Raw genomic sequence first — 24,587 nt, 5'->3', positions numbered from 1 at the left:
TTAATGGCGACCTTACGACTACAATGCGACGGATTAGGCATTTATATTTGCGCATCAAACTGTGCAGCGGCAAACGAGCGTGTCGATTCACTTTTCGCGCTGTGCGGAATCTGTACGCTATCTATCAACTTCGCCAGCTGATAGCGCTTCACCGTTTCATTTTGCGTCAGCTGCTGGGAATAGTTCGCGGTCAGCTCCCCTTTCTTATTCTGCGTCACCGCCGTCTGGCTACGCTCTTCATCATCGATCAAATGGTACTTATAATTTTGCGATGACTTCAGCGCGTTGAGCTTAGCTGGCGCATCCGAATCCAGCGCGGTATGGAAGCTGGCTTTCAGTTTAAACAGCGTTTGCTGGGTGAGATCCTGAGTATCACCCTGCGTCTGCGAGGTGGTTTTCTGTGCCACGTTCAGCGAAAACGTATCTTCTTCTTCTGGCTTATACGGATTACCAGCAACCGGCGTTTGCTGATAGGTGGCGGAGAAATCCGCCAGTCCGCTAATCGCACCGTTCTTCGCAGCGTTAGCATCAATCGACTTCACGCGTTGCGTATTGATGCTTTCGTTCGCTTTACCTTCGGTGGTATTGAGGGCGCGGAAACTCTCTTTAAACAGCGATAGCATGTCGCTATTGCCGTGACCGCGCGAAGCTGCCTGATCGAACTTCGCGGCCCACTTATCCAGGGCGGCCTGCTGCTGTGCAGCGCTGCCTGCCTGGGTCAGTTTCGACATATCGGTGTCCAGCTTAATGCTGACATCCCCATTGTGGAAACCGAGCCAGCGCTCTTGATCATCCGCATGTAAATTAAGCGACTGCGTGACGCTATTTCCGCTGCGCAGATCGGTTTTGAGATCGACACTTTTCAGCTGGGAACTATCAAACTTCATTAGATCGCTGATATCGAGTTTAGTGGTGCTGCTATCTAAGCCATCCAGCGCCGTTTGCAAACCTGCCGACAGTTTGCCGATGGCTGCGGCTTCGTCAGTATTTAACTGGCCGCCGCTGGTTTTCAGCTCCACCACCATGCCGCCCTGCTGGCGCGTCATTTGTAGGCTAACCTGCACACCCGATTGCGTCGTCACGGTAAGCGCCAGCGCGCTTTGGCTGCTGCTCTGCGCAGCGTTGACCGCATCAGTTGCCGGCACGCTCAGCGTCACGTCTCCACGGTTGTTCACCAGGTTGCTGAGCAAAGTGCTGCCAAGACCATTCATGCCGACGCCTTTCGACTGCGCGGCACCATTCAACTGCGCTTGCAGGCTGCTGGTGACACCCACCGAGCTCTGCACCTGCGCGGGCACAATTTTATAGATCGCGGCGATAGCGTCACTCGCCTCGCTGAAGGTAACTTTGGTTGATGCTTCCGCCGTCAGGGCGTTTTGCGCGCTTTTGTTGTTTACCGCCGGCGTTATCACCGCATTTGACGTAATTAAATTTCTCAGTACGCTGCTGCCAATCCCGTTTAGCATGAAAATAATCCTCGTTAGGTACTATTGAGGAAAGTTATCGGCTAAATGTGCAGCAGCTTTAGATCTTTTCCCCTCACCCTAGCCCTCTCCCGCAAGCGGGCGAGGGAACCGATCGGCATCGTGCGTGAATATGACACTCAACGTTGAGCATCACTCGGGCAGCTCCCTCTCCCGCGCGCGGGAGAGGGTTGGGGTGAGGTCGGGCTAAAGGCAATACCCTAATTAAAGAATTTAATATCCGTCGGCGTCGGCATCTTCGCCACTTCACCTGCCGCTTTCAGCGCGCCGCTCTCTGCATCAAAATGGAACATGGTGATGTTGTTGGTGAACACATTCGCCACGTAAAGATATTTACCGCTGGCATCAAAAGCGAATGCGCGCGGTTCAATGCCGTCAGCTTTATAACGTACCGGCGAACCCAACATGCCATCTTGTTCAATTCTGAACACCACTAAACGGTTATCCGATCCACGGTTGGCCGCAATCACAAACTTACCGTTAGGGCTAAGGATAATACCGCCGCCGCTGCGGTACTCGGCGCTGCTATTTTCTGTATTCAGTTTGACCCGGGCTTGCTGCTCCAGTCGATCGTCCTTCACCGCAAACACTACCACTTCACCGGCCATTTCGGTGGTGACATAAGCATGTTTGCCGTCGGGGGAAAACACCATATGACGTGGACCCGATCCCGCTGGGAAGCTGACATCACGTGTGCTATCTGCCTGCAATGGCTCTTTTTGGCCGGCGTGATAGGCGTAGGCATGCAGTTTGTCGCCGCCGAGATCGGCCGCATACAGGTATTTGCCATCGTGGGTGAAGGTGGTCGAATGTGCATGACCGCTATCCTGGCGATCTTTCACCGCGCCGCTTCCATGGGTAAACGGAAAATTCTGTACCTGTTCACCCAGCGAACCATCGTGATGAATCGGGAACACTGCAACGCTGGCCCCGCCCTTCGCCACGGAATAGTTAGCGACAAACAGGAATTTACCCTCCGGACTGATGGTGGCATGGGTAGGCTGCTGCCCGTGACTGTCCACCGCATTGATCACACGTACCTTGCCATCGTGATCAATCGCCAGCGCCGTAACAGCACCCGCGTTCTCTTCATTGGTGGTGTAAGCAAAACGCCCATCATGTGATTTCACAATCCATGAGGGACTTTTCATTTTAATGAAGTCGAGTTGCGTTAAGGTACCGTCGCTATTGACCTTCAAACGGTATAACCCTTCGCTGGGATGTCCCGGGTTTTGCACTAAGGGTGCATCCGGGATGCTGGTCCATGTGCCCACTAAGGCCGTTTGGTTGTGATGTTCCGCTGCAGTTGCCATTGCACTTCCCGCTATGATGAAAAGAACAGCAGATAATGCCACGGTTAGGTTGGTTGCTAAACCCTGCCTTTTGAAATTATTAGAATTAATCAAGTTAACACTCCGCATCAATAAAAAATTGGCTGACTGTTAAGGGAATATAGCGTGCGATAAGCCTGCAAGGCGGCCACTAAAGGTGACCACCTTCACATAATTGATTTAAATAAAAATCGATACCGCGCAATTATTTTTCGTTGGCTTTTATCATCGCCACGAGAAGCAATCCGCATGAAAATGTTGAATGCTAACGGCTTGCTGTTTCAGCGTATCATTAATGCTTTTTTTCAAACCATCAGGTCCGCAAAACCAAATATCCACCCCGTTGTCATTCAGGCTGCTTTTCATTTCAGTAACGTGTTGTTGCATATTTTCCGTACTATTTACGGTGAAGTATTTAAGCCTCACGCCGGCCTGGTGACACAGTTCAGTTAAATAATCTGGATAGGTCAATCCCCGGTCCGGACGAGTAAAGTACCAGAATTCAACACCCGAAAGTGGCTGCCCTTTTCTCACGGCATCTTTCAATTTCGCCATAAAGGGTGTCACACCAATACCTCCGGCAATCCATAACTGCTTATTTCCTGCATGTTCAAAGGTAAAATCACCGTAGGGACCTTCAATTTTTACACGTTGGCCCGGCAAAAGATGCTGAGCCAGCTCGCGGGTATAATCACCGAGCTTTTTTATAGAAAAAGTCAGCGATTTTTCATCGGGATTAACATCAGACAGGGTAAACGGATGGCGCTCTGTCGAGTGTGCAAACTGCACAAACGCAAACTGTCCGGGCAACATCGGGATAGTGGCGCGATGACGTACTGTCACCTCGACGATATCTTGCGGTGCCGCTTCAACATGAAGAATATCGGCCACGGACGTGTTGCGACTGCCGGTTCGCTGGAATAATGCAATCAACGCGCAACCCACCGCCACCGCCGTGACGCACGCCAACAGATAGGCAGCGGGAGTTTGCCACCAGTCGGTTTTAAATAACGACGTCATCACATGATAGGCACAGGCGATATAGACAACCGGAAAAGCTTTATGCAGGTAATAAAAGATGTGATAGGGAATTTTTTTACTGATAGAGACCAGCGACAGCGCAATTAAGAGATATAAGCCATACTCTGCTAATACCAGTCCGAAATCTAATAACTGCTCTTGCCAGCCGGCCATAACAATGTCACCCAATTCTCCAGGGTGGGCAACCATGCCTGCATCAACTAACCAGTGCGGCACTTTCTCTGCCAGCCAGTGAATTAACGCCAGCACCACGGCTGAAATAGCACACCATTTGTGCAATTTATACGCTTTATCCAGCCCGCCGCACCAGCGGGAAATAACACCGTTACGGATACTTAAAATAATCGTAAAAGACATACCAAACCATGCCAACACGCCGGCGAGAAATACCATATTCTGACGCAGGCCCCACCATAATGAGTTGGCCCCCAACTTGGTATATTCTGCTGAGACCAGGTAGGTCATGATGGCGGCGAGGAAAATAATGATGTAGAGATGTTTTACTTTTTTCATTTATATAACACCTCATTGTTCACAAATAATTTAATCTGGCGTAACATTTCCATTTTGAATGTCTCCCTGTTTATCCCTCGTAAAGTTGCGGGATAAATTAACACGCTCAACATCAAGATTTATGAGCAAGCTAAAAGGAGATTAAACATTGTGATGAGAGCGTGGAGTTTCTTACCGTAGAATTAGCATAATAAGAATTAAATGTGTGGCTGTTTAAAAAAGAACCCGATGCACATAAATGCGCAGCCGACAAAATCCATACCGATCTGCCATTAGGCCCCCTTTTTAGCTTGACCCCATAGAGCAATAAATTCCTCCGCGACAAAGTACAGTGTGATTTAATAACACTCCATTTACATGCCGGGGATGCTGACGTTGCTATGCTGCAGTTTTCAAATGGTTTTCTACTGAGTTTATCGTTGTGCCTCGATATCGGCCTCGCCAATATCGCCATGATTACGCTGGCGATGCAGCGCGGCTACTTTCATGGGTTCTGGCTGGGGATTGGCACCTGTATCGGTGACTTGATCTACGCGCTATTGGCGCTGGCGGGCATGGCTGTAGTATTGCAGTTTACCGCGGTGCGCTGGGTGCTGTGGATTGGTGGCGGTGTGCTGCTGCTGTGGTTTGCTGGAAAAATGCTCTATGCAGCGCTGCGCAAACAGACGGCACTGCCGGAAGCAGAACAGCAGCCGTATCGATCGCTACTGCGCGAGTTTAGTCGGGGCGTAATGCTCGCGATGTCGTCACCCACGGCGATTCTATGGTTTGCCAGCGTTGGCGGCGCGTTGATTTCCCGCATGGGACACGGCAGCGTAATCGCTACGTCCTCTTTCCTCAGCGGCTTCTTTATTGCCGGGGTGGTGTGGACCTGCGTACTGTGCCTGGTCGGCAGCATGGGTGGAAAATTACTGGGGGCGCGCTTACTTAAGTACTCCTACCTCGCTTCAGCGCTGATTTTTGTTTATTTTGCGATCTATGTGATTTGGTCGGGTTATCGGGAATTTATTCTGGTTTGATGGAAGGTCGCCATAAATGACGACCCTACAAAAGCGTGCAGAACCGCCGTAGGGTCGCCATTCATGGCGACCGCCTGAAGCGCGCAGAATTATCGTAGGGTCGCCATTCATGGCGACCAGTACCAACATCACAGCCCGGCAATCCGCTTCAAATCGGCTTCCGCACCCGGCGCCACAGCCAGTACCTGCGCGCCTTTCAGCAAACGTTCGCCTTCGGTATTGAACGGGTGATACCAGCCACCCGCCTCTTTCACCAGGCAATAACCGGCCAGACAATCCCACGCGTGCATGTAAGGTTCGTAATAGCCAACTACACGCCCCGCAGCCACCCACGCCAGCATCAATGCGCCCGAACCGATGCGGATAAAGTTACCCCCCGCAGCCAGCAGCGAGGCGAGGATTTTCCCCACTTCATCCGGACTCACGTGGCTGTTAGCACCAAAACCGGTGACATGGTTTTGCAGCGTGCGCGTCGCATCCACCTGCAAGCGCTTGCCGTTCAGCGTCGCGCCATGGCCGATGGCCGCCACGTAGCACTCCTGGTAATAAGGCGCGAAAATCACGCCGATCACCGGCACGCCATCGTGTAGCACCGCGACGGATACGCACCAGTTCGGCATGCCATTGAGGAACGGGCTGGTGCCGTCAATGGGATCCACTACCCAGGTATAGCCCGATGAACCTTCCTGCAGACCATACTCTTCGCCGAGGAAACCATCCTCCGCAAACTGCGCACGGATTTGCTGATCGATCATCTGTTCCACTTCACGGTCAGCGCGGGATACCACATCCTGCAAATCGTATTTGGTTTCCACCACCAGGGTGTCGCGCTGATGGAAATATTCCAGCGCTTTTGCCCCCCCTGCGCGGGCCACTTTCTCCGCCAGAATCAGGCGCGATAACAGCGGGTCATTGTCTAATTCACTCATCATCCATCCTTAAATTAACCGGCAATCAGGGCCAAACCCTGAGGTTTAAAATCAATTGCGACATGCGATGCCAACGGCAGCTGCTGCTCCATCTCCGCATCAACAATGAACAGCGATCCCAATTCGGTGGCGACTTCATATTCAATATGGTCGCCCAGCCAGGTGCTATGCGTTACTTCGCCACGCAGTGCGCCTGCGCCTTCGCCGCGCAGCGTGATGAACTGCGGACGGACCGACAGCTGCGCCGCGCCGATTTTCAGGCCATTGCCACGCACGCGATAGCGCTGGCTGCCTAAGCGCACCAGCGCTTCACTGCCTTCGAGCTGCTCCACTTCGCACGGGAGAATATTGGCTTCACCCATAAAGTCGGCGATAAACACCGAGTTTGGCGCGTGATACAGGCTTTCCGGCGCGCCCTGCTGGGCAATATCGCCCTCTTTCATGACAATAATCTTATCGGAGACCGCCAGCGCCTCTTCCTGATCGTGTGTGACATACACGGCGGTGAAGCCGAGCCGCTGCTGCAAGTCGCGGATATCGGTGCGCACCCGTCGGCGCAGACGTTCATCGAGGTTGGAGAGGGGTTCATCCAGCAGCAGCACCTGCGGCTCCAGCACCAGCGCACGTGCCACTGCAATGCGCTGCTGTTGACCTCCAGAGAGCTCCGACGGCAGGCGCTGACCTTGATGTTCCAGCCCCACCAGCTTCAGCCCTTCACGCGCGCGGTCCTGCGCTTCTCGTTTATTCATCCCGGATGACTGCAAGCCGTACATGATGTTATCCAGCGCGCTCATGTGCGGGAACAGCGCGTAAGATTGAAATACCATCGCCACGTCGCGCTCGTTGGCGGGCAGATTGGTGACATCTTTGCCACCAATCAAAATGCGTCCGGCGGTGGGATGCTCCAGCCCGGCTAGTAAACGCAGCGTCGTGGTTTTACCGCAGCCGGACGGGCCGAGCAGCGTGACCAGCGTGCCGGGTTCGACGGTTAACGAGAGATCGGGAATGGCATCAAAACCGGCAAAGCGTTTTGAGACATGTTCAAACACCACAGAACCGGCGGTTACGCGAGTCATACGGCACTCTCCTGAGTTAATGAGGTTGAAGCAGGCGGTGCAAGCATATCGACCGGACGGGCCACACGACGCAGACGTCGTTCGCCCACCAGCCACTGGAACAGGCCGATGATCAGCAGCATGACCACGATCAATACCGTTGAATAAGCAATCGCCACGCCGTATTCGCCGTTTTCTACCAGCCCAACGATGTAAGACGTTGCCATGTTGTATTGCGCACTGACGAGGAAAATCACCGCACTGATCGAAGTAATGGCGCGCACAAAGGCGTAGACCAGCGCGGCGCTGATTGCCGGTTTCAGCAGCGGCAGCACCACTTTGCGCAGCGTGCGGAAGCTATTGGCACCCAGCGTTAATGAGGCTTCATCAAGACTTTTGTCCAGCTGACTCATTGCCGCGATGCCGCCGCGTACGCCAACCGGCATATTGCGGAACACAAAGCAGGCGACGAGGATCAGCGCGGTGCCGGTGATCTCCAGCGGTGGCAGGTTATACGCCATTACGTAGCTCACGCCGATGACCGTGCCGGGAATCGCGAAGCTGAGCATCAGCAGGAATTCAAAGGTTTGACGCCCAGCAAATTTCTGCCGCACAATCAGCCAGGCGGTAAGCAGGCCAACGATCGCCGTCAGCGGTGCGGCAATCAGCGCAATTTCCAGCGTGGTCCAGAACGAGTTCCATGCTACGCCGCTCCACAGCAGATGTCCGTCGCTGAAGCTGACGCCGAAGGCGCGAACGTAATGCGCGATGGTCAGCGCATCGTTCAATCCCCACGACTGCACAAAGCCGCCCACCACAATCATGCCGTAGATCACCAGCGTGAACAGGCCCCACGGAATCACCATGCCGTACACACCAAAACGCAGCACGCGCGGCAGCTGCAAATGTTTGCCGCCGTCGCCTTTGCCGGTCACAGTGGCAAAGTTTTTCCCGCCCAGCCACCAGCGTTGCAGCACAAAAGCGGTCAGCGTGAAGCACAGCAGAATCATCGCCAATACCGCCGCGCGGCTCGGATCGTTTTGCGCGCCCACCACCGAGAAGAAGATCTCAGTTGAGAGCACGCCGTGGCTGCCGCCCAGCACCATCGGATTACCGAAATCCGCCATGCTTTCAATAAAGCTAATCAGGAAAGCATTGGCTAAACCCGGCGCCATCAGCGGTAAAGAGATGCGGCTAAAGGTGCGCCAGCGATTGGCACGCAGCGTTTGCGAGGCCTCTTCCAGCGAAGGACTGACCCCTTCGACTACGCCAATCAGTACCAGAAAAGCAATCGGCGTAAACGACAGCACCTGCGCAATCCAGATACCGGTTAAGCCATACAGCCAGCGGCCCGGCTCAATGCTAAACAGCGCCGCCAGGTGTTCCGTCACTACGCCGGAGCGGCCAAACAGCAGAATCAGCGCCAGCCCGATGACAAACGGCGGTGTGATAATCGGCAGGATGGTGAGCATACGCAGTGCTTTCTTAAAGGGTAACGGTGTACGCGTTGCGGCGAGAGCAAAGGCCAGGCCGAGCAGCGTGGAACCTGCTGCGGTCATTAGCGCCAGCCACAGCGTACGCCACGCGGTGCCGCAGGTGCCGCCCGACAAACAGGAGAGGCTCCAGATTGACGGGTCCTGAATATTGCTGATCAACCCATCCGGCTTGAAACTGCCGTCTACGTCCTGAACTGATACCACAAACATGCTTAGCACCGGATAAAGCACAAAGATGCTGACCAGCGCGGTGAGCAGCACCAGCGACGCCACCACAAACGCATCGCCTTTCATCACCCCGCGCTCAGCAAGTGCAAAAGAGAACAGCAGCAGAAACGTGGTCAGCAGCAGCAGCGCCCCCGCGCCCATCGCCGGTTGACCGGATTCGAGCGCGCCGAAGCGATTTTCCAGCCACACCCAACTCCAGCCGCTGTAGCCAATGGCGTGGCCTTCAATCACCAGGAACAGCACGCCAAGCGCGCTAAAAAGTAGCAGTAAACGGCTACGCATCCTTGAGGGCAGCGCGCCGCAGGCTGCGCACAGAACAAACAGCGCGATGGCGATGGCAAGCCACGGATGTTCGCCGAGCTGCCACAGTGCGGGCGCGTTGCTGCTATCGCTCCATAAGCTGGTTAACCAGCCGCTGCTGAAGAAACCGGCTTCCAGGCTGAACCAGGGCAGCAGCAGTAAAGCCACTGCGCCGATGAGCAGCGCGCCGGTCAGACGGCGATTATTTGCATTCATCAAATACCTCGACTTCGGGTCTCGTGCGGTGCTTAACCAGGTCGCCATAAATGGCGACCCTACAAGGTTTGGTGCTTAACCAGGTCGCCGAAATGGCGACCGTACGGGGATTGACGCGGTTTTGTAGGGTCGTCATTCATGACGACCTGGCCACAGAATGCGCCGATCTCACTGCGCGCTGGCGCCAATCTCTTTATCCCAACGCCCTAACAGCGCTTTGCGCTTAGCGGAATCACCGTAGGTTTTGAAGTCGTAATCAATCAATTTGATGTTCTCGAAACGCGGCGCGTATTCAGAAATCTCGGCGTTACGGTTCGATGGCAGCTGGAACGATTTGGCCTCTTTCATGTGCGATTGCGCTTCAGCGCTTAGCGCCCAGTCGTACCAGACTTTGGCATTGGCCAGGTTACGCGCGCCTTTCACAATCGACATCGAGCCAATCTCATAGCCGGTGCCTTCGCACGGCGCGACGGTCTTGATCGGGAAGCCATCCACCTGCATCGCCACCGCATCATGCATAAACACGATGCCGACGGTGGTTTCGCCACGCGCGGCAGATTTCACCGGTGCGGAACCGGATTTGGTGTACTGCGAAATGTTGGCATTGAGCTTCTTCAGGTAATCGAAGGCTTTATCTTCGCCCATGATCTGCACCAGCGTGGCCAGGGTGTTGTAGGCGGTACCGGAAGAATTTGGGTTAGCGATCTGAATTTCACCCTTAAAGCTGGGATCCAGCAGATCGGCCCAGCATTTTGGTTCTTTAAGCTTTTTCGATTCCAGCAGCCTGGTGTTGTAGCCCCAACCGAGCGCACCGGCGTAGATACCCACCGTACGATAGCCGGAGTTCTCCGCCTGCTTCTGCGCCCAATCCTGCTGCTGGTCGAGCAGCGGTGATTTGTACACCTGCGTCAGCCCCTCTTCCGCGGCTTGCATATGCGGATCGCCGGTCCCTGCCCACCAAATATCGGTACGCGGGTTGCGCGCTTCGCTGCGCAGACGCGCATAGGCTTCGCCTGCCGAGAGTCGCACCATGCTGACTTTTATATCCGGATGCGCCTTGCTGAAAATAGTGGTCATAAGCTCACACACCACCACGTCGGCAGAGCAAACCATATTCAAATTGCCCGCTGCCGAGGCGGCAAACGGCAGTGCACTGCAACAGAGGGATAGCGCGATGGCCATTGAGGTGACTCGCATAGTGTTCTCCTGGTTTGTAGGGTTGGTGCTTCATTGGCACCTTTTCTTGCACGTGTGTGCAAAGTAGTAATGAACAAAAATTGTCCTGTCAAACACCACATTGCGCAATTGTTAGGCGCTGTCACAAAAATGCAACAAATGAGATCTCAGGCAGTTTGCACAGCTTTGCAATCTAAGGCAGACTGAATTGAGTCGATTGAGATGGGGTGTTAAGCATGCAGCATGAGAAAGCGGTGGTCAGCGCGCAGGACGTGGCCGATCGCGCAGGCGTATCGCGTTCAGCGGTATCGCGCGCGTTTACGCCAGGCGCCAGCGTGTCACCGGCAACGCGCGAACGGGTGATGAAGGCGGCGGCGGAGCTAGGCTATCACGTCAATCATCTGGCGCGCGGCCTGGTGCGCAACCGCAGCAGCATTGTCTGCCTGATTGTTTCCGAAATTGCTACGCCCTATCGCGCCAGTCTGGTGCGCTGGCTGACACAGTTTTTACAGGAGGCGGGAAAAGTGGCGATGCTGATTAACACCGATCGCTCTGATAACAGCGTTTCCGCGGCGCTGCAGCAGGCCATTAACTTTCGTGCCGATGCCTCCATCATTCTCTCCGGCATGCCGGATCGCACCATCACGCGCCAGTGCTACAAACACGGCCAGCGCATCATCTTAATTAACCGCGACGAAGCGCTGCCGGGCTCGCTCAGCATCAACCTTGATGCAGAAAGCGCCGCTGAAACGGCATTAATGGCGTTTCAGCGCGCCGGTTGTCGCCATTTGGCGTTTGCCAACTCGCTTGCCGGTACGCCAAGCCTGCTTAAACGCGAAGCCACTTTTATCGCCCTGGCCGAACGCGCCGGGTTAAGCGTAACGGTAGAGCGCTTTGGCACCACCTCTTACGAAAGCGGCCAGATTCTGGCGCACCGCTTACTGACGCGTCACCAGAGGCCGGACGGCGTGTTTTGCGTCACCGATTTGGTGGCCTGCGGGTTTATGGATGAAGCGCGCCACCGCTTTGCCCTGCGCGTACCGGAAGACCTCTGTTTGATCGGGTTCGACAATATCGCTCAGGCCGGTTGGTCATCCTACCATCTCACAACATTTGCGCAGCCGGTTGAGCAGTTTGCCCATGATGCAGTGAAGTGGTTAATGAAGACGGAGGAAGATGACACCGGTTTCACTCCACAAGGTGAACAGCAACACGATAGTTTGCTCTATCAGGCCGATGTGGTGTGGCGTGGTTCGGTGCGCGGCGGCTGACAAACGTCTTTTACCACGCCGCGCAGCCAACGATGCGCGGCATCATTTTCCAGTCGCGGATGCCACAGCTGTGACACGGTCATTTCCGGCGTGGCGAATGGAAGTTCAAACATCGCTAAGGTGGTGCTGTTTTTGATCAGCGGATGATGCAGAAACAGCGAACGCGGCACCAACGCGACAAGATCCGATTCCTGCGCCAGCGCCACCGCCGTTGAAAATGCGGGCACCACCGTCGCTACCTTGCGCGTCAAACCCGCCTGCTGCAGCGCATCGTGAATCGGGCCACCCAACTCCGCGCGACGTGACGCGATGATATGGCCAAACGCGGCGAACCGTTCGATATCCAGCTGTTGCGTCAGCGGATGACCGGCACGCACCACGCCCACAAAAACATCGCGAAACAGCGCCTGCAGGCGAATCTCCGGGCCCATATTGCCCAATACGCCAATCTCCAGATCGATGTTGCCTTCGCGCAAGTCGCGCGCGCTTTTCTCTGGCTTGGGCACAAAACTGAGCCACGCGTGCGGCGCTTGTTGAGCCACGGCTGCTATCAGCTCGCTGCCAAAGGCTTCGACGAATCCCTCATTGGTGCGCAAGGTAAAACAGCGATCCAGCTGACGTAGATCCAGCGACTGCGCCGTCGGGCTTAACACCGCACGCGCTTCGCTCACCGTGTGATGGGTGCGCTCGCGGATCGCTTCAGCATAAGGTGTCAGCACCATATTGCGTCCGGCGCGCACTAACAGCGCATCGCCAGTGGTGGCGCGTAAGCGTCCCAGCGTGCGGCTCATCGCCGATTCGCTTAAGCCCAAGCGACGCGCAGCGCCAATCACACTGCCTTCAATCAGCAGCGCATCCAAAGCAATTAACAGGTTGAGATCGGCATCATTCATGCGGGTTATCCTCGCCGATTCGACGCATCGAGACAAGGCGTTTGGTGCAGGTTAATACTGTCAATGCTGCGCATTCCGCCTGCCCTCACCCGGCGCTACACTCTATCCATCGCAAACACCGAGGAGAACAATATGAACATTTTACTGATTGGCGCATCGCGTGGACTGGGTTTGGCGCTGGCGGAAACCATGCTGCAGCGCGGTTATCAGGTGGTAGCCACCGGGCGTGAAAACTCGCCAGGCAATTTACAGCAACTGGCCGGTCGCTTCCCCGCACAGCTCAGGGTAGAAAGCGTGGATATCAATGAACCCGAACAGGTCAAAGCGCTACATACGCGGCTGGCGGATCGCCAGTTCGATATGCTGTTCGTTAACGCGGGCGTGAAAAATGACGACCGCGAAACCATCGCCGATGTCTCAACCGAAGAGTTTACCCGCGTGATGGTGACCAATGCGCTGAGTCCGCTGCGGGTGATTGAAACCTTTAAAGATCGCGTCACGGCTAGCGGCACCATCGCCGTGATGTCATCCGGCCAGGGCAGTTTGACCAACAACACCAACGGCAATTACGAGGTGTATCGCGGCAGCAAAGCGGCGCTGAATATGTTTATGCGCAGCTTTGCCGCACGCAGTGGCGGCGAACGCACATTATTGCTGATGGCGCCCGGCTGGGTGCGCACCGATATGGGCGGCCCGGAAGCGCGCCTGACCATTGAGGAGAGCATCCCGAATCTGCTGAATACCATGGAAAGTTACGCCGGACGGCGCGGGATTCATTATCTGGATTATTTAGGACGCGTGGTGCCGTGGTAAGCGAGCAGGTCGGCATAACGGTCGCCATAAATGGCGACCCTACGGAATTCCCGCCGTCCTGTCGTAGGATCGCCATTCATGGCGACCTTATTAACCCGCGCAGCAAATCCCGCAGCCAGCGGTTGGCGGCATCTTCGCTGCGCGCGTTGTGCCACAGCAGCGACACCTCATAATCCGGCATGCTGACCGGCACGGGCGCAGTGCTCAGCGCATATAACGCGCACCAGGATGGCACCAAACCCTGCGGCACCGTAGCGAACAGCGGCAGACGCTTAAGCAGCATTGGCAGCGCGGAGAAGTGCGGCGTCACATAACGCACGCGCCGCGCCATCCCATGCTGTTGCAATTGCCGATCCAGCGCGCTTTCACTTACGCCGCGATACGACACCAACGCATGCTCGTAACTGACAAACTGCTGCAGCGTCAGCGGCGCATCGAGTTGAATCTGATCGCGGTGCCAAACCGTGCTGAAACCCGCGCGTAGGATCTTCTCACGCGTAAGATCGCGGCTGGTTTCGTTGCCGACCGTGATCACCACATCGGCCTGCTGCTGTTCCATCAGCGGAATCGCCTGCCACGGATCGGTGGCGATGACTTTCACATCAACATTCGGCGCCACGCGCGCCAGTTCTGCCAGCAAATCCGGCATCAGCCAATGTTCCAGCCAGTCGCTCATGCCAATGCGAAAACTGTAGCTATCTTCTGCCGCGTTAAAGGGCTGCTGCGTGAAGATCACGCGATGCAGATCCTGCATCAACGGCGCGAACTGCTGCACCAACTGCTCGGCGCGTGGCGTTGGCGTCATGCCGTTTGAGGCGCGGACAAACAGCGGGTCGTCAAACATCTCGCGCAGACGCTTTAACGCCGCGCTCACTGCCGGTTGTCCGAGATAGAGCCGATTTGCCGCCTGCGTGACGCTGCGCACCTCGTACATCACCATCAACACCACCAGCAAATTCAGGTCGATGCGTGCAAAATCATTTTCGTTGATGCCTTTCATGATTTTAATCGATTTAAATAATGATCGTGCCGCCAGTATAGTGAGGCATCTTCGCTGCAACCAAGCAATAAGGAGCACCTCATGACGATTCGCGTCGGCGATTGCCGGATTACCAAAGTGAGCGAACAAACCGCTGCCTTCCCAATCGGCGTGCTGTTTACGCCGCATCGCGCGGAAATGAGTGATGAATTAGCCAATCAACCTGCTGAAATGTCGATTCACAGCTGGGTGGTGCGCACCGGCGAACACACCATCATCATCGATACCGCCACCGGCAACGGCCGCAACCGAGATAACAAACCGCTGTTCCATCAGCTGAATATGCCGTATGCCGAAAACCTGGCGCGCGCAGGCGTTAATCCGGCGGAGGTGACGCTGGTGCTGATGACACATATTCATACCGATCACGTTGGCTGGAACACTCATCAACAAGACGGTGAATGGCAGCCGATGTTCCCAAATGCGCGCTATATTTGCTCGGCGCGGGAACTGGCGCATTGCCAGCAGAATCCAGCGGCGCAGGAACTCTATCGCGATAGCATTCTGCCGCTGATCGAGAGCGGACAGCTGGAGACTATAAACGTGCAGGATTCCCCGCTGTTTGCTGGCGTGCTGCGCTATCTCTCAACGCCAGGTCACAGTGGCGATCATGCCTCGATCGTGCTGCAAAGTGCCGGTGAATCCGCCATCTTTGCCGGTGACGTGATGCACAATGCCATCCAGTTTCAGTATCCGCACTGGAACTCGCTGTTTTGCGAGGATAAAGCGCTGGCCGTCACTTCAAGGCAACGCGTGGTGGACTGGTGCGCACATCATCAGGCAATCTGGTTCAGCACCCACTTTAATGGCAGCTCGTGCGGACGCGTCTCACGCGACGGGCAATGGATTCCGCTGGAGGTTTAACCTGATGCAATACGCCGATTATCTCACCGCTTCGATCAACGATTTACAGCAGGCGCTGACCCAGCGCACGGTGAGCGCTCGCCAGTTAACGACGTTCGCGCTGCAGCGCATTGGCGAGGTGGATCAGCCGCGTTACAACGCCATTACCTGGCTGTTTGCCGATCAGGCTTTAGCGGCGGCGGACGCCAGCGATGTGCGTCGTCAGCGTGGAGAAGTGGCGGGACCTCTGGAAGGGATTCCAGTGCTGATCAAGGACAATATTGAAGTGCAAGGCTGGCCGACCAGCGCCGGTTCGGTGCTGCTGCGTGAGGTTATCGCCAGCGATGATGCGCCGCTGGTTACCCGACTGAGAAAAGCAGGCGCGATTTTGATCGGCAAAACCGCCATGCATGAGCTGGCGGCAGGCATTACCGGCGCGTCATCGTTGAGCGGTTTTACCCACAATGCGTGGGTTGAAGGCCGCTCGCCGGGCGGATCGAGCAGCGGTTCCGCCGTAGCGGTCTCGGCCGGTTATGTGCCGCTGGCGATCGGCAGCGATACCGCCGGTTCGGTGCGCATTCCGGCGGCGTTTAATCATCTGTTCGGACTGCGCATGACGCGCGGCGCGATCAGCACCGACGGTATCGTGCCGTTGTCGCCAACCCAGGACATTCCCGGCCCGCTGGCGCGATCGGCGGCGGATCTGCGTTTAGCGTCTGAGATTTTGAGCGGGCAACAGTTCGCGGAGAGCGATGAGCCGCTGCGCATCGGCATCTGGCAGGAAGGGTTTGCTGCCGATGAAGACGAGATTAATCAGGCGGTGCGCGCGGCGCTGGTGGATTTCGCGCCGCGTGAGGTGAGTTATCCGCAGCTGGAGACATTGGCGGCTGACGCCAATATCATCGGCTACGAATTTGCCGGTGCGCTTGCGGCGTATCTGGCGGATAAACCGCAGGCGCAGAGCCGCACGCTGGCGGAAGTGGTGGCGTCGAAGCGTTACCATCCGCAGCTGGAAACGGTGTTTACCACGCGGGCGCAGCATCCGGGCGTGGAGAGTGAAGGTTATCAGCAGGTACAGCAGCGTCAGCGCGAATTGTATCTGCTGCTGGCTGAATTTTTCGCCGCGCAGCAGATCAATCTGCTGGCTTATCCAGTGGTGCGCCGTGCGCCGGTTAAGCACGGCGAGATGCAGGAAGGCAGCAACGCACTGATTTCAGCGGTGACCGGCGCGCCGGCGATCAGCATTCCGGCAGGATTCAGCGCCGAAGGTTTGCCGATTGGGCTGGAGCTGCTGGCGCTGCGTGGGCGGGAAGATTTGTTGCTGAGTGTGGCGGATAAATTCAGGTGCGCCTAAATGCGTACCCTTCTTACCCGTGCAACGCCAATCCCTTAATCGCCTTATCCACCGCCTTCTTCGGGCCGCGTAGTGCAATACCCACCAAGTTCAAATTATCGGCGTCTTCCGCCTTAAACACGTCGCGGTTCGCGGCGTCGTGTCCGGTGGAAAACATCGCTTCAACGTAAGGAATGAGGGTTAACTCACGCTCCAGTCCCTGACGATGCGCGCGCTGTAACCCGGCTAAATCTCCGGCAAACACCAGCATTGGCTGTCCCGCCATATTGCCGTACTGGCGCGCTTTGGCATCAACATAGGGTTCACCCATCATTTCAGGCGCGGCGGAGGCAATGCCGGTGGCAAGAAACGCCACCACATTCAGGCGCTGCCAGGTGGCTAAATCATCACGTACGATCAGGGCGATTTTGGTATCAAACATCTGCAACTACTCTCCAATGACGACAAAACCTCATCATCTAAGAGCAGGCAGGGAAGCGTATAGAACGTTTGTGCACTGACGTTGATAAGACGCCGGCGTCATGCGATAGGCGCGTTGGAACCAGCGACCCAGATGGCTTTGATCGGCGAATCCTACCTGCGTTGCCACCTGCACGGGCTCAATACCCTGGGCCAGCAGCGCGCGTGCGCTGCGCAATCGCAAACGCACCAGATAGGCATGCGGAGATTGACCAAACGCCTGTTTGAATTGGCGCGTCAGACGAAATCGATCGATGCCGGAAAGTCGGGCGAGTTCATCCAACCCAATGTCCTGCGCCATAAAATCGTGCAGATAGTCGCGCAGCAGCTGCATCTGACGCATCGCTTCGCTGTGCTGCACGCTGGGTTTGGTATCCAGGTGACGCGCAAGCAAAGTGAGAAGATGATCGAGGCTTTGATCGCGCGCCAGCCGCCCTTCTCCCTGATGCACCGCAAACCACGCCTGCTGAATGGCGCTCGCGAGCAGCGCGTCGTCGGTGAGCGTGTGGCGGAAGGCGCCTTCAATATTCGAAACATCGCCCAACCCGCGACGCTGCATCATCTCTGCCACCCAAGGTTGCGGCAGATAGAGCATCACATAGGTAAAGCCTGCGGCATCCGGCGCATGGCCATCGTGCACCGCGCCAGGCTCAATCAAAATCGCCCGGCCCGGCGTGCTGGTGTGCAGAGAACGATGGCAATTGAAACGTTGTAAACCCTGCTGGGTCACACCCACCAGCAGTTCATCGTGGTCGTGTGGATCGTAAGCGTGCCCGCGAAAATGCGCGTTGACGCTTTCAATTCCGGTCTCGTCATCACGACGAAAATCAACCCAATCGTTATTAGCTGGCATAGGCGATCTCTGACAGATATATCAGGCATAGCCTAGCAGTCGGAACCACAGATAATCCAGTGGCAACAGCATCAGGACGCTGAACAGAAAGAGGGTCGCGCATAGCTGGAGGCCGGCCTTCGCCGGGACATTGCCTAATCCCATTGCCACCACTACCGGTGACGCCTGGTACGGCAACAGCGGCGTAGCGTAGGCAAACACCTGTAGCATGATGACGGTAAGCAGCGGAAAGCCAGACGCCTGCGCCAGCTCTTGCGCCATTGGCGTGACCATCGCCGGTACGCCATTAGCGGTGAGGACAAAATTCATTAGCGATACCAGCGCATTCAGCACGGCAAAATTACTGAACGACGGGTGATCCTGCAGCGGCAACACGCTAAGTAGCGCATTGGCGATGAAGCGCCCTAATCCGGAATCCACTACCAGTGTGGCGACGCCCAGAATACCGGCGATATAAATGCAGGTGCGGAAATTCACGCCGTTGGTGAAATCATCGCCCGAGAGAAAGCCGACGCGCGGCAGCAGGCAAATGCAGGCGGCCGCCAATCCCACCCACGCTGCGGGCAGGCCATGCAGGCTATCGGTCATCCACAACAGCAAGGTCACCATCAACAGGCCGATCAGCCGCCATTCGCTGCGGCTTAGGCCCGGCAGCACATCGCGCTGGCGAACCGGCGTCGGTGTGGCGCGAAACAGCCACAGCAGGCAACCGATTAACAACATGCCTTTGCCAACGCCGATCACCGGCATATGCAGCACCCACCATGGCAACCATTGCAAATGCAGCTGATAAGCGCTTTCTGCCGCGCCGCTCAGCACCAGATTAGGTACGTTTGCAGGCAAAATGCTGGCGGAGAGCTGGAAGGTGCCAAATCCGACCGCCAGCGCCAAACCGATGCTGCCGCGGCTGCCCGCTTTGATCCCCGCTCGTTCGCCCATCGCCAGCACCACCGGCATCAGCAGCGCAATGCGGCCCATATTCGAAGGCATGACAAACGCCAGCAGATAGGTGAGCAACACGGTTCCCGCCACCATGCGCGGCCAGCTTTGGCTCATGGGCACCACCAGATAGTTGGCCCAGCGCTGGGCGAGGCCGACTTTACGGATCGCCGCACCGAGCACAAATCCACTCAGCACCAGCCAAAATGCCGATGAGGCAAACCCGCTGAACACGCTACTGGCGGGCGCCAGTTTTAACAGCATCGCTGCAGTAAAAAACAGCAGCGCGGTGATAAATTCAGGTAAACGCGCACTGGCCCACAGCACAATGGTGATACCCACCACCAGTGCGGTAAGCCAAAAATTTAGATCTGTGGTCACTACTGAACTCCCTTTCCTGGTGCCGGTCGCCATTAATGGCGACCCTACGTGCCCGCTGCGGTTTTCGTAGGGTGCGCATTCATGCGCGCCTGCAGACGGATGCAAAGCGCAACAGCTTACTGCAAACCAACCTGCAGAAAGATGAATCCGTTAACAGTTTTTTAACTTGAAAGTGCCGTGAGCCAGTTAATCAGTGCCTTGCTGCCGGGCTGGCTAAGCGACCGCTGTGGCCAGGCGAGGAAGTAGGGTTTGCTCAGCGGCAGGCTAAGCGCATCGACAATCACCAGATCGCCGCGCGCCAGTTCATTAGCAATTAACCGGCGCTGCCCCAACAGCACCCCCGCGCCAGCCACGGCAGCATCGATAGCCAACGATGTAAGATTGAAGCTAAAAGCAGGCTGCGGCGCCGGATCATCCATCCCTTTAGCCTGAAACCAGCTGGGCCAGTCGGGCAGAAAACGCCCTTCGTTACCCCAGTCGAGATGGATCAACGGTGCCTGCAGCAAAACATCTTGCCCCACATAGCGTTGCAGCAGCGCTGGACTGGCTACCGGCAGCACCTCATCACGGAAGAGCAGCTGCTTATCCAGCTGAGGATAGCGATCGTCGCCGAAGCAGATGACAAAATCCGCCGGCGTGGCGTTGAAATCTACCTGCGTGTGGGTGCCGTGCAGCGATAAATCGATATCCGGGCACTGTTCACGCCACTGAGCAATATTGGGCAATAACCACTTTGATGCCAGCGCAGGCAGTGAATAGAGCGTCAGTTTTGGCACGGCGGCAGCATGGCGCAGGTTTTGCTGGCCAAGGTGCAGAATGTCAAATGCTTCAGTGACATAGCGCAGGTATTCTTTACCAATGTCCGTCAGCATCACGCCGCTCTGCGTACGTACGAATAACGCGCTGCCCAACTGCTCTTCCAGCTGGCGAATTTGCTGGCTGACGGCGGCGGGTGTTAACGCCAGCTGAGCAGCCGCTTTCGCCAGGCTGCCCAGCTCCGCCGCCACTTTAAACGATTGAATAACGCTAATTTTTGGCAAACGCGGTGATTGCGCAGGCATTAAGGTTTCCTTAGCAAGGTGTTAAGAATTTATCGTTACGCACTACCCTATCAGCGAGTTACAGTCATGACACACCGGTAAAAATGAGAACTGTTGCTATGTCTGCTTTGATTCGTTTCGACCTTCATCCGCTGGCTGATGCCGACTGGCGTCGCACCTGCCGTGAACAACTCAATCAGCACGGCGCGCTGGTACTGCGTAAGTTTTTACAGCCCGCTGCGCTACACGCCATCATTGCGGAAGGTGATGCGCAGCGCCATCTGGCTTATCACACCGCCAGTAAGCACAACGTCTATTTGATGAAAAAGGATGACGCTTACAGCGCTGACCATCCACGTAATCGCGATGTGCTGAGTACCAAAGGGTGTATTACCGATGACGTGATTGCTGCCGATTCGCCGCTGCGTCAGCTCTACAATGATGCGCTGTTCAAAAGTTTCCTCTGCGATGTGTTAGGCGAAGAAGCGCTTTATCCCTACGCCGATCCGCTGTCGTCGATCAATTTGCACTACGCGCCAGACGGTCAGGAGCTGGGTTGGCACTTTGATAACTCTTCTTTCGCCATCACCCTGCTGGTGCAGAAACCTCGTGCCGGTGCGGTATTCCAGTATGTGAAAGATTTACGTAACGCCGATGCCGGCGAGATGAATTTTGACGGCGTCGCCGCCGTGCTCGATCAGCGCCAGCCGGTTGAGGCGCTGGCAATTGATGCCGGCGATCTCGTGCTATTCCGTGGCCGCAACTCGCTGCATCGCGTTACGCCAACCGAAGGCGATATCACCCGCATGCTGGCCGTACTGGCGTACAACACCGAGCCGGGTATTGCCCTGTCGGAAACCGCCAGAATGACGTTTTATGGCCGGTTATAACGTCGCGAGCAACGCACGCCAGCCGCGCACAAAGATCTGCTGAGTACGAAACGCCACCAGCGCCCGCCAGTCGGCATCGGCGGGCCAGAATCCCTCCACTAACGCCTGCTTGATCACTCGCCCATGTTCGCTCGCCGGATCGCCTTGCAAATGCAGCCAGTGATCGTCCCGCACGCGGCGATGCATCTCTTCGCCGGTATAGGTGCCACACTCCACTACCAGCGGCAAAATCTGCACGTCAGGTAACGCAGTCAGCAGGAATTGCGACAGATAACCGGTGGCGGTGGCGGTCACGCCGGTCTCGCTATCGCGGCCTGCGCCGGTAAACAGCAGCGTTAGCCATTCGCCGTAAATTTCTTTGCCCCAGTCGTGCGCGGCGAAACGCTGCTCGGCAATCGACAGCAGCATCGGATGCCCCCACGCGCCCGCGCCGGTGTGCAAATCAAAGCTGAGAATGGTTTTTGCCTGCGATAAGTGGTTGGCGATAATGCTTTCCATGGTGCGGTATGACCAACTGGGCTGCTGGCCGCCGTAAAAGAAGCCGTCTGCCGCGTCATATTGCCCCGCTTCCACCACGCGTTTCACTGCCAGCCATCCGGCGCCGCTTAGCGTGTCGGCTAACATCCGATCGGCGTTAGCGCGATCGCCATGGTAAATCGCGTGCCAGCGAGCGTAAGCGGGATTCGCCGGAGCAGGCTGGTTGAAATCGATAAAGTTGCGATTAAGGTCAATATTGTCTTCATTGACACGTCGCAGGTGCGCAGCGCCCCATGGATTGAGCTGATGCAGCATCACAATGGCGGTATCGGCGGGCAGCGCGGTAAGGTTAAACAGATCCAGCCAGGCAATCTGGCAATCAGAGCCGTAGTAACCTTCCACACCATGCGTGCCGGCGATCACCAACATCAGCCGTGAAGCGTTAGCCTCGCCGATGACGGCAACATCGGTGTAAAGTTCTTCGCCCTGCGGGCCGGGTAATGGATGCGCGTAGGAGGTCAACGCGCCGTTTTGGCGTTTAACGGCGGCGAGAAAACGCGCGCGTTGGGTAGTGTAGTGAGGTAAGTCAGGCATGATTGATCTTGCTCTAATTAATGGCGGTCGGGATTGATCTGACTAGCATGGTGCGGTTTGCGGCGAGGTCGCCATAAATAGCGACCCTACGGAAATTGTAGGGTGCGCATTAATGCGCACCCTTCCAATGGCCGCGCCTTCTCATTACGGGTAGACCTTGAATGTAAAATACTTCTGCACCAGGTGATCGTAGGTGCCGTTGCTGTGCAACTCAGCCAGTGCGCTATTGATCAACTTAAGATTGGCATCATCACCTTTGCGCAGTCCAATTCCAACGCCGTTGCCCAGAACCTCTTTATCCACCAGCGTGGCGCTGATGACATAACCTTTGCCTTCCGGGGTCCTGAGGAAACCTTGCTCAGCGGAAACCGCATTCGCCAGGCTGGCATCAAGACGCCCTGCCACCAGATCCGGATAAATCTCCATCTGATTGGGATACGACACCACATCCACGCCCTGCGTAGCCCACTTTCCTTTGGCGTAGGTTTCCTGAATGGTGCCCTGCGCGACACCAATCTTTTTACCGCGTAACGCTTTGATGTCGCCAGTCAGCGGACTTTGCGCCGGTGTCAGCAGCGCACTCGGCGTGACGTACAGCATGTCGCTAAATGCCACCTGCTCGCGGCGTTTCTCGGTCATCGACATCGCCGAAAGAATGGCATCAAATTTCCTCGCCTGCAGCGCCGGAATGCTGCCGTCAAAACCAATCTGTACCCATTCGCATTTGACCTTGGCCTGGGCACAAATTGCGTTGCCCAGATCGATATCAAAACCCTGTAACGATCCGTCGCTGGCTTTAGACTCAAACGGTGGGAAGGTAGGATCAACACCAAAGCGCAGGGTTTGCTCGGAGAACGCCGCATGACTGAAAGCGCTCAGTGAAAGCAGTAACGCAAAGGACAAATTCTTTTTCATTGTTATCTCCAGCAGGCAGGTAAATTCACAACGGCATGCAGAGTTAATAACATGATGGAAACATTGCCACCACTAAAAAGATGGGTTTATTGCAGAGGAAATTCTTATTAAAACAGAAGGAGTTAAGCGAATTTATCTCCGGCCGTAAGAGAATCTTAATGCCGGAGAAAAAGTCACACGATGGCAGGACGTGAAACGTGCTCGGCGGCGGCTTGATTGGCTTTTGCCGCCGCATTCGACAAACTGAGTCCCGCCAGCAGCGCCTGACTCAACACGCCGACGAAACAATCGCCGGCACCATGCGTACTCACCAGCTCAACCGGGATCGCCGCCAGGCTAAATGCCGCCCCGCCCGTTTCGCATAATGCCAGACCATGCTCACCTGCCGTTACGATCACCTGTGGAAAACGCTGTGCCAGCGCTTGTGCCGCCTCACAGGCCGAGGTGAGATCGTTTACCGCAATCTGGCACATGTCACGCGCTTCTACCGCGTTAACGATCAGCAGTTGCACACAATCGGCCAACGCGGGTTCAATATCACGCGCCGGTGCGGCGTTAATGCATACCGCAATACCGCGCTGCTTCGCCTGCGTTGCCAGCTGCAGATTTACGCTGGCGGGCACTTCATTCTGCAACACCAGCATGCCCGCATCGCGCCACAGCGCATCACGCGTTGCACTGGCATCAATATGCAGATTGGCATTCGACACCACCACCGCGCCGTAATCCCCTTCTGCATCGCTGATGGCCACGCTCATACCAGAAGGCATAGCCGCTAGAATTGCCACAGCCTGGGTATCAACACCCGCCGCCTGCAGCGCATGCAGTAAAAACTCGCCCTGTGCATCATCACCAACGGCGCCGACAAAACTTACCGCAGCACCCGCACGCGCCGCCGCTATCGCTTGATTGCCGCCTTTGCCACCAAATTTATAACTGCAACCGCTACCGATAACCGTTTCGCCTTTTTCCGGGCGATGGTGGGCCGCCAGCATAATGTCGTAATGCAAACTGCCGGCAACAATAATTTTGTTCATG

At 56.0% G+C, this 24,587-nt stretch carries 22 protein-coding genes; 6 read left to right on the top strand and 16 right to left on the bottom strand.

Translation table 11 applies throughout. The features are described 5' to 3' along the window. Positions 1 to 41: 41 nt before the first annotated feature. From AAGR08_RS20440 to AAGR08_RS20430, 3 genes are all read right to left on the bottom strand, one after another. Complete coding sequence (locus tag AAGR08_RS20440; RefSeq protein WP_345830586.1) at positions 42 to 1,466, bottom strand: hypothetical protein; 1,425 nt, start codon at positions 1,464 to 1,466, stop codon at positions 42 to 44. A 218-nt stretch (positions 1,467 to 1,684) separates the two neighbouring features. Continuing rightward, positions 1,685 to 2,797, bottom strand: coding sequence for a lactonase family protein (locus tag AAGR08_RS20435; RefSeq protein ID WP_097098006.1), 1,113 nt, complete (start codon positions 2,795 to 2,797; stop codon positions 1,685 to 1,687). Positions 2,798 to 3,040: 243 nt separating this feature from the next. After that, positions 3,041 to 4,369: a ferric reductase-like transmembrane domain-containing protein gene (locus AAGR08_RS20430; protein WP_345830585.1), complete on the bottom strand. Its 1,329-nt coding sequence runs from the start codon at positions 4,367 to 4,369 to the stop codon at positions 3,041 to 3,043. A gap of 380 nt (positions 4,370 to 4,749) precedes the next feature. Here AAGR08_RS20430 and AAGR08_RS20425 point away from each other — a divergent pair, with 380 nt between their 5' ends. Continuing rightward, entirely contained in the window at positions 4,750 to 5,388 is a 639-nt protein-coding gene (locus tag AAGR08_RS20425) for a LysE family transporter (RefSeq protein WP_345830584.1), read from the top strand. Between the two features lie 128 nt (positions 5,389 to 5,516). Here AAGR08_RS20425 and AAGR08_RS20420 read toward each other — a convergent pair whose 3' ends face one another. The 4 genes from AAGR08_RS20420 to AAGR08_RS20405 all read right to left on the bottom strand — a co-directional run bounded on the left by AAGR08_RS20420 (position 5,517) and on the right by AAGR08_RS20405 (position 10,809). Then, positions 5,517 to 6,317, bottom strand: coding sequence for an inositol monophosphatase family protein (locus tag AAGR08_RS20420; RefSeq protein WP_097098010.1), 801 nt, complete (start codon positions 6,315 to 6,317; stop codon positions 5,517 to 5,519). Positions 6,318 to 6,331: 14 nt separating this feature from the next. Next, the gene (locus tag AAGR08_RS20415; RefSeq protein WP_345830581.1) at positions 6,332 to 7,393 is read right to left on the bottom strand and encodes an ABC transporter ATP-binding protein; all 1,062 of its coding nucleotides are present in this window, start codon (positions 7,391 to 7,393) and stop codon (positions 6,332 to 6,334) included. Next, a complete protein-coding gene (locus AAGR08_RS20410) occupies positions 7,390 to 9,612 on the bottom strand; it encodes an iron ABC transporter permease (RefSeq protein ID WP_345830579.1) in 2,223 nt (740 codons plus the stop codon). Before AAGR08_RS20410 ends, AAGR08_RS20415 begins: the two co-directional genes overlap by 4 nt. A gap of 168 nt (positions 9,613 to 9,780) precedes the next feature. Continuing rightward, the gene (locus AAGR08_RS20405; protein ID WP_097098013.1) at positions 9,781 to 10,809 is read right to left on the bottom strand and encodes an ABC transporter substrate-binding protein; all 1,029 of its coding nucleotides are present in this window, start codon (positions 10,807 to 10,809) and stop codon (positions 9,781 to 9,783) included. A 215-nt stretch (positions 10,810 to 11,024) separates the two neighbouring features. On the opposite strand from AAGR08_RS20405, the gene AAGR08_RS20400 reads away from it, so the two are divergent. Next, entirely contained in the window at positions 11,025 to 12,059 is a 1,035-nt protein-coding gene (locus AAGR08_RS20400) for a LacI family DNA-binding transcriptional regulator (protein ID WP_097098014.1), read from the top strand. Here AAGR08_RS20400 and AAGR08_RS20395 read toward each other — a convergent pair. Continuing rightward, positions 12,017 to 12,952 carry a LysR family transcriptional regulator gene (locus AAGR08_RS20395; RefSeq protein WP_345830577.1) on the bottom strand — a complete coding sequence of 312 codons (936 nt, stop codon included), beginning with the start codon at positions 12,950 to 12,952 and terminating at the stop codon, positions 12,017 to 12,019. The genes AAGR08_RS20400 and AAGR08_RS20395 overlap by 43 nt on opposite strands. A 132-nt stretch (positions 12,953 to 13,084) precedes the next feature. On the opposite strand from AAGR08_RS20395, the gene AAGR08_RS20390 reads away from it, so the two are divergent. Next, on the top strand, positions 13,085 to 13,765 hold the full coding sequence (locus AAGR08_RS20390; protein WP_345830575.1) for an SDR family NAD(P)-dependent oxidoreductase: 681 nt from the start codon (positions 13,085 to 13,087) through the stop codon (positions 13,763 to 13,765). Between the two features lie 76 nt (positions 13,766 to 13,841). On the opposite strand, the gene AAGR08_RS20385 is transcribed toward AAGR08_RS20390, so the two are convergent. Then, the gene (locus AAGR08_RS20385) at positions 13,842 to 14,765 is read right to left on the bottom strand and encodes a LysR family transcriptional regulator (protein WP_345830573.1); all 924 of its coding nucleotides are present in this window, start codon (positions 14,763 to 14,765) and stop codon (positions 13,842 to 13,844) included. 81 nt (positions 14,766 to 14,846) lie between these two features. Between AAGR08_RS20385 and AAGR08_RS20380 the strand changes: the two genes are divergently transcribed. Further along, positions 14,847 to 15,668 (top strand): MBL fold metallo-hydrolase, encoded by an 822-nt coding sequence (locus AAGR08_RS20380; protein ID WP_345830572.1) that lies wholly within the window; start codon positions 14,847 to 14,849, stop codon positions 15,666 to 15,668. A gap of 4 nt (positions 15,669 to 15,672) precedes the next feature. Further along, positions 15,673 to 17,001 (top strand): amidase, encoded by a 1,329-nt coding sequence (locus AAGR08_RS20375; RefSeq protein ID WP_097098019.1) that lies wholly within the window; start codon positions 15,673 to 15,675, stop codon positions 16,999 to 17,001. 13 nt (positions 17,002 to 17,014) lie between these two features. Here AAGR08_RS20375 and AAGR08_RS20370 read toward each other — a convergent pair whose 3' ends face one another. From AAGR08_RS20370 to AAGR08_RS20355, 4 genes are all read right to left on the bottom strand, one after another. Continuing rightward, entirely contained in the window at positions 17,015 to 17,422 is a 408-nt protein-coding gene (locus AAGR08_RS20370) for a DUF2000 family protein (protein ID WP_345830570.1), read from the bottom strand. A 33-nt stretch (positions 17,423 to 17,455) separates the two neighbouring features. After that, positions 17,456 to 18,313: an AraC family transcriptional regulator gene (locus AAGR08_RS20365; RefSeq protein WP_097098021.1), complete on the bottom strand. Its 858-nt coding sequence runs from the start codon at positions 18,311 to 18,313 to the stop codon at positions 17,456 to 17,458. A 21-nt stretch (positions 18,314 to 18,334) separates the two neighbouring features. Then, positions 18,335 to 19,633 (bottom strand): SLC13 family permease, encoded by a 1,299-nt coding sequence (locus AAGR08_RS20360; RefSeq protein WP_345830567.1) that lies wholly within the window; start codon positions 19,631 to 19,633, stop codon positions 18,335 to 18,337. Positions 19,634 to 19,794: 161 nt separating this feature from the next. Then, positions 19,795 to 20,694: a LysR substrate-binding domain-containing protein gene (locus AAGR08_RS20355; RefSeq protein WP_345830566.1), complete on the bottom strand. Its 900-nt coding sequence runs from the start codon at positions 20,692 to 20,694 to the stop codon at positions 19,795 to 19,797. 98 nt (positions 20,695 to 20,792) lie between these two features. Here AAGR08_RS20355 and AAGR08_RS20350 point away from each other — a divergent pair, with 98 nt between their 5' ends. Next, the gene (locus tag AAGR08_RS20350; protein ID WP_345830564.1) at positions 20,793 to 21,563 is read left to right on the top strand and encodes a 2OG-Fe(II) oxygenase; all 771 of its coding nucleotides are present in this window, start codon (positions 20,793 to 20,795) and stop codon (positions 21,561 to 21,563) included. Here the strand turns inward: AAGR08_RS20350 and AAGR08_RS20345 are convergent. The 3 genes from AAGR08_RS20345 to AAGR08_RS20335 all read right to left on the bottom strand — a co-directional run bounded on the left by AAGR08_RS20345 (position 21,558) and on the right by AAGR08_RS20335 (position 24,586). After that, on the bottom strand, positions 21,558 to 22,634 hold the full coding sequence (locus tag AAGR08_RS20345) for a DUF2817 domain-containing protein (RefSeq protein ID WP_345830562.1): 1,077 nt from the start codon (positions 22,632 to 22,634) through the stop codon (positions 21,558 to 21,560). The two genes, AAGR08_RS20350 and AAGR08_RS20345, sit on opposite strands and share 6 nt — an antisense overlap. A 144-nt stretch (positions 22,635 to 22,778) precedes the next feature. Then, positions 22,779 to 23,549, bottom strand: a complete 771-nt coding sequence (locus AAGR08_RS20340) for a transporter substrate-binding domain-containing protein (RefSeq protein WP_345830560.1) — start codon at positions 23,547 to 23,549, stop codon at positions 22,779 to 22,781. Positions 23,550 to 23,722: 173 nt separating this feature from the next. Then, complete coding sequence (locus AAGR08_RS20335; RefSeq protein ID WP_345830559.1) at positions 23,723 to 24,586, bottom strand: PfkB family carbohydrate kinase; 864 nt, start codon at positions 24,584 to 24,586, stop codon at positions 23,723 to 23,725. Position 24,587: the final 1 nt, after the last annotated feature.

The organism is Pantoea sp. BRR-3P, from assembly GCF_039621635.1.
In the GTDB taxonomy this organism is placed as follows: domain Bacteria; phylum Pseudomonadota; class Gammaproteobacteria; order Enterobacterales; family Enterobacteriaceae; genus Pantoea; species Pantoea floridensis.
This window is presented reverse-complemented; position numbering and strand designations above follow the sequence as displayed.

Bases quoted from the DNA above. Each gene is read 5' to 3' on its own strand.
- AAGR08_RS20440 (WP_345830586.1), bottom strand. From the start codon at position 1,466: ATGCTAAACGGGATTGGCAGCAGCGTACTGAGAAATTTAATTACGTCA.
- AAGR08_RS20435 (WP_097098006.1), bottom strand. From the start codon at position 2,797: ATGGCAACTGCAGCGGAACATCACAACCAAACGGCCTTAGTGGGCACA.
- AAGR08_RS20430 (WP_345830585.1), bottom strand. From the start codon at position 4,369: ATGAAAAAAGTAAAACATCTCTACATCATTATTTTCCTCGCCGCCATC.
- AAGR08_RS20425 (WP_345830584.1), top strand. From the start codon at position 4,750: ATGCTGCAGTTTTCAAATGGTTTTCTACTGAGTTTATCGTTGTGCCTC.
- AAGR08_RS20420 (WP_097098010.1), bottom strand. From the start codon at position 6,317: ATGAGTGAATTAGACAATGACCCGCTGTTATCGCGCCTGATTCTGGCG.
- AAGR08_RS20415 (WP_345830581.1), bottom strand. From the start codon at position 7,393: ATGACTCGCGTAACCGCCGGTTCTGTGGTGTTTGAACATGTCTCAAAA.
- AAGR08_RS20410 (WP_345830579.1), bottom strand. From the start codon at position 9,612: ATGAATGCAAATAATCGCCGTCTGACCGGCGCGCTGCTCATCGGCGCA.
- AAGR08_RS20405 (WP_097098013.1), bottom strand. From the start codon at position 10,809: ATGCGAGTCACCTCAATGGCCATCGCGCTATCCCTCTGTTGCAGTGCA.
- AAGR08_RS20400 (WP_097098014.1), top strand. From the start codon at position 11,025: ATGCAGCATGAGAAAGCGGTGGTCAGCGCGCAGGACGTGGCCGATCGC.
- AAGR08_RS20395 (WP_345830577.1), bottom strand. From the start codon at position 12,952: ATGAATGATGCCGATCTCAACCTGTTAATTGCTTTGGATGCGCTGCTG.
- AAGR08_RS20390 (WP_345830575.1), top strand. From the start codon at position 13,085: ATGAACATTTTACTGATTGGCGCATCGCGTGGACTGGGTTTGGCGCTG.
- AAGR08_RS20385 (WP_345830573.1), bottom strand. From the start codon at position 14,765: ATGAAAGGCATCAACGAAAATGATTTTGCACGCATCGACCTGAATTTG.
- AAGR08_RS20380 (WP_345830572.1), top strand. From the start codon at position 14,847: ATGACGATTCGCGTCGGCGATTGCCGGATTACCAAAGTGAGCGAACAA.
- AAGR08_RS20375 (WP_097098019.1), top strand. From the start codon at position 15,673: ATGCAATACGCCGATTATCTCACCGCTTCGATCAACGATTTACAGCAG.
- AAGR08_RS20370 (WP_345830570.1), bottom strand. From the start codon at position 17,422: ATGTTTGATACCAAAATCGCCCTGATCGTACGTGATGATTTAGCCACC.
- AAGR08_RS20365 (WP_097098021.1), bottom strand. From the start codon at position 18,313: ATGCCAGCTAATAACGATTGGGTTGATTTTCGTCGTGATGACGAGACC.
- AAGR08_RS20355 (WP_345830566.1), bottom strand. From the start codon at position 20,694: ATGCCTGCGCAATCACCGCGTTTGCCAAAAATTAGCGTTATTCAATCG.
- AAGR08_RS20350 (WP_345830564.1), top strand. From the start codon at position 20,793: ATGTCTGCTTTGATTCGTTTCGACCTTCATCCGCTGGCTGATGCCGAC.
- AAGR08_RS20345 (WP_345830562.1), bottom strand. From the start codon at position 22,634: ATGCCTGACTTACCTCACTACACTACCCAACGCGCGCGTTTTCTCGCC.
- AAGR08_RS20340 (WP_345830560.1), bottom strand. From the start codon at position 23,549: ATGAAAAAGAATTTGTCCTTTGCGTTACTGCTTTCACTGAGCGCTTTC.
- AAGR08_RS20335 (WP_345830559.1), bottom strand. From the start codon at position 24,586: ATGAACAAAATTATTGTTGCCGGCAGTTTGCATTACGACATTATGCTG.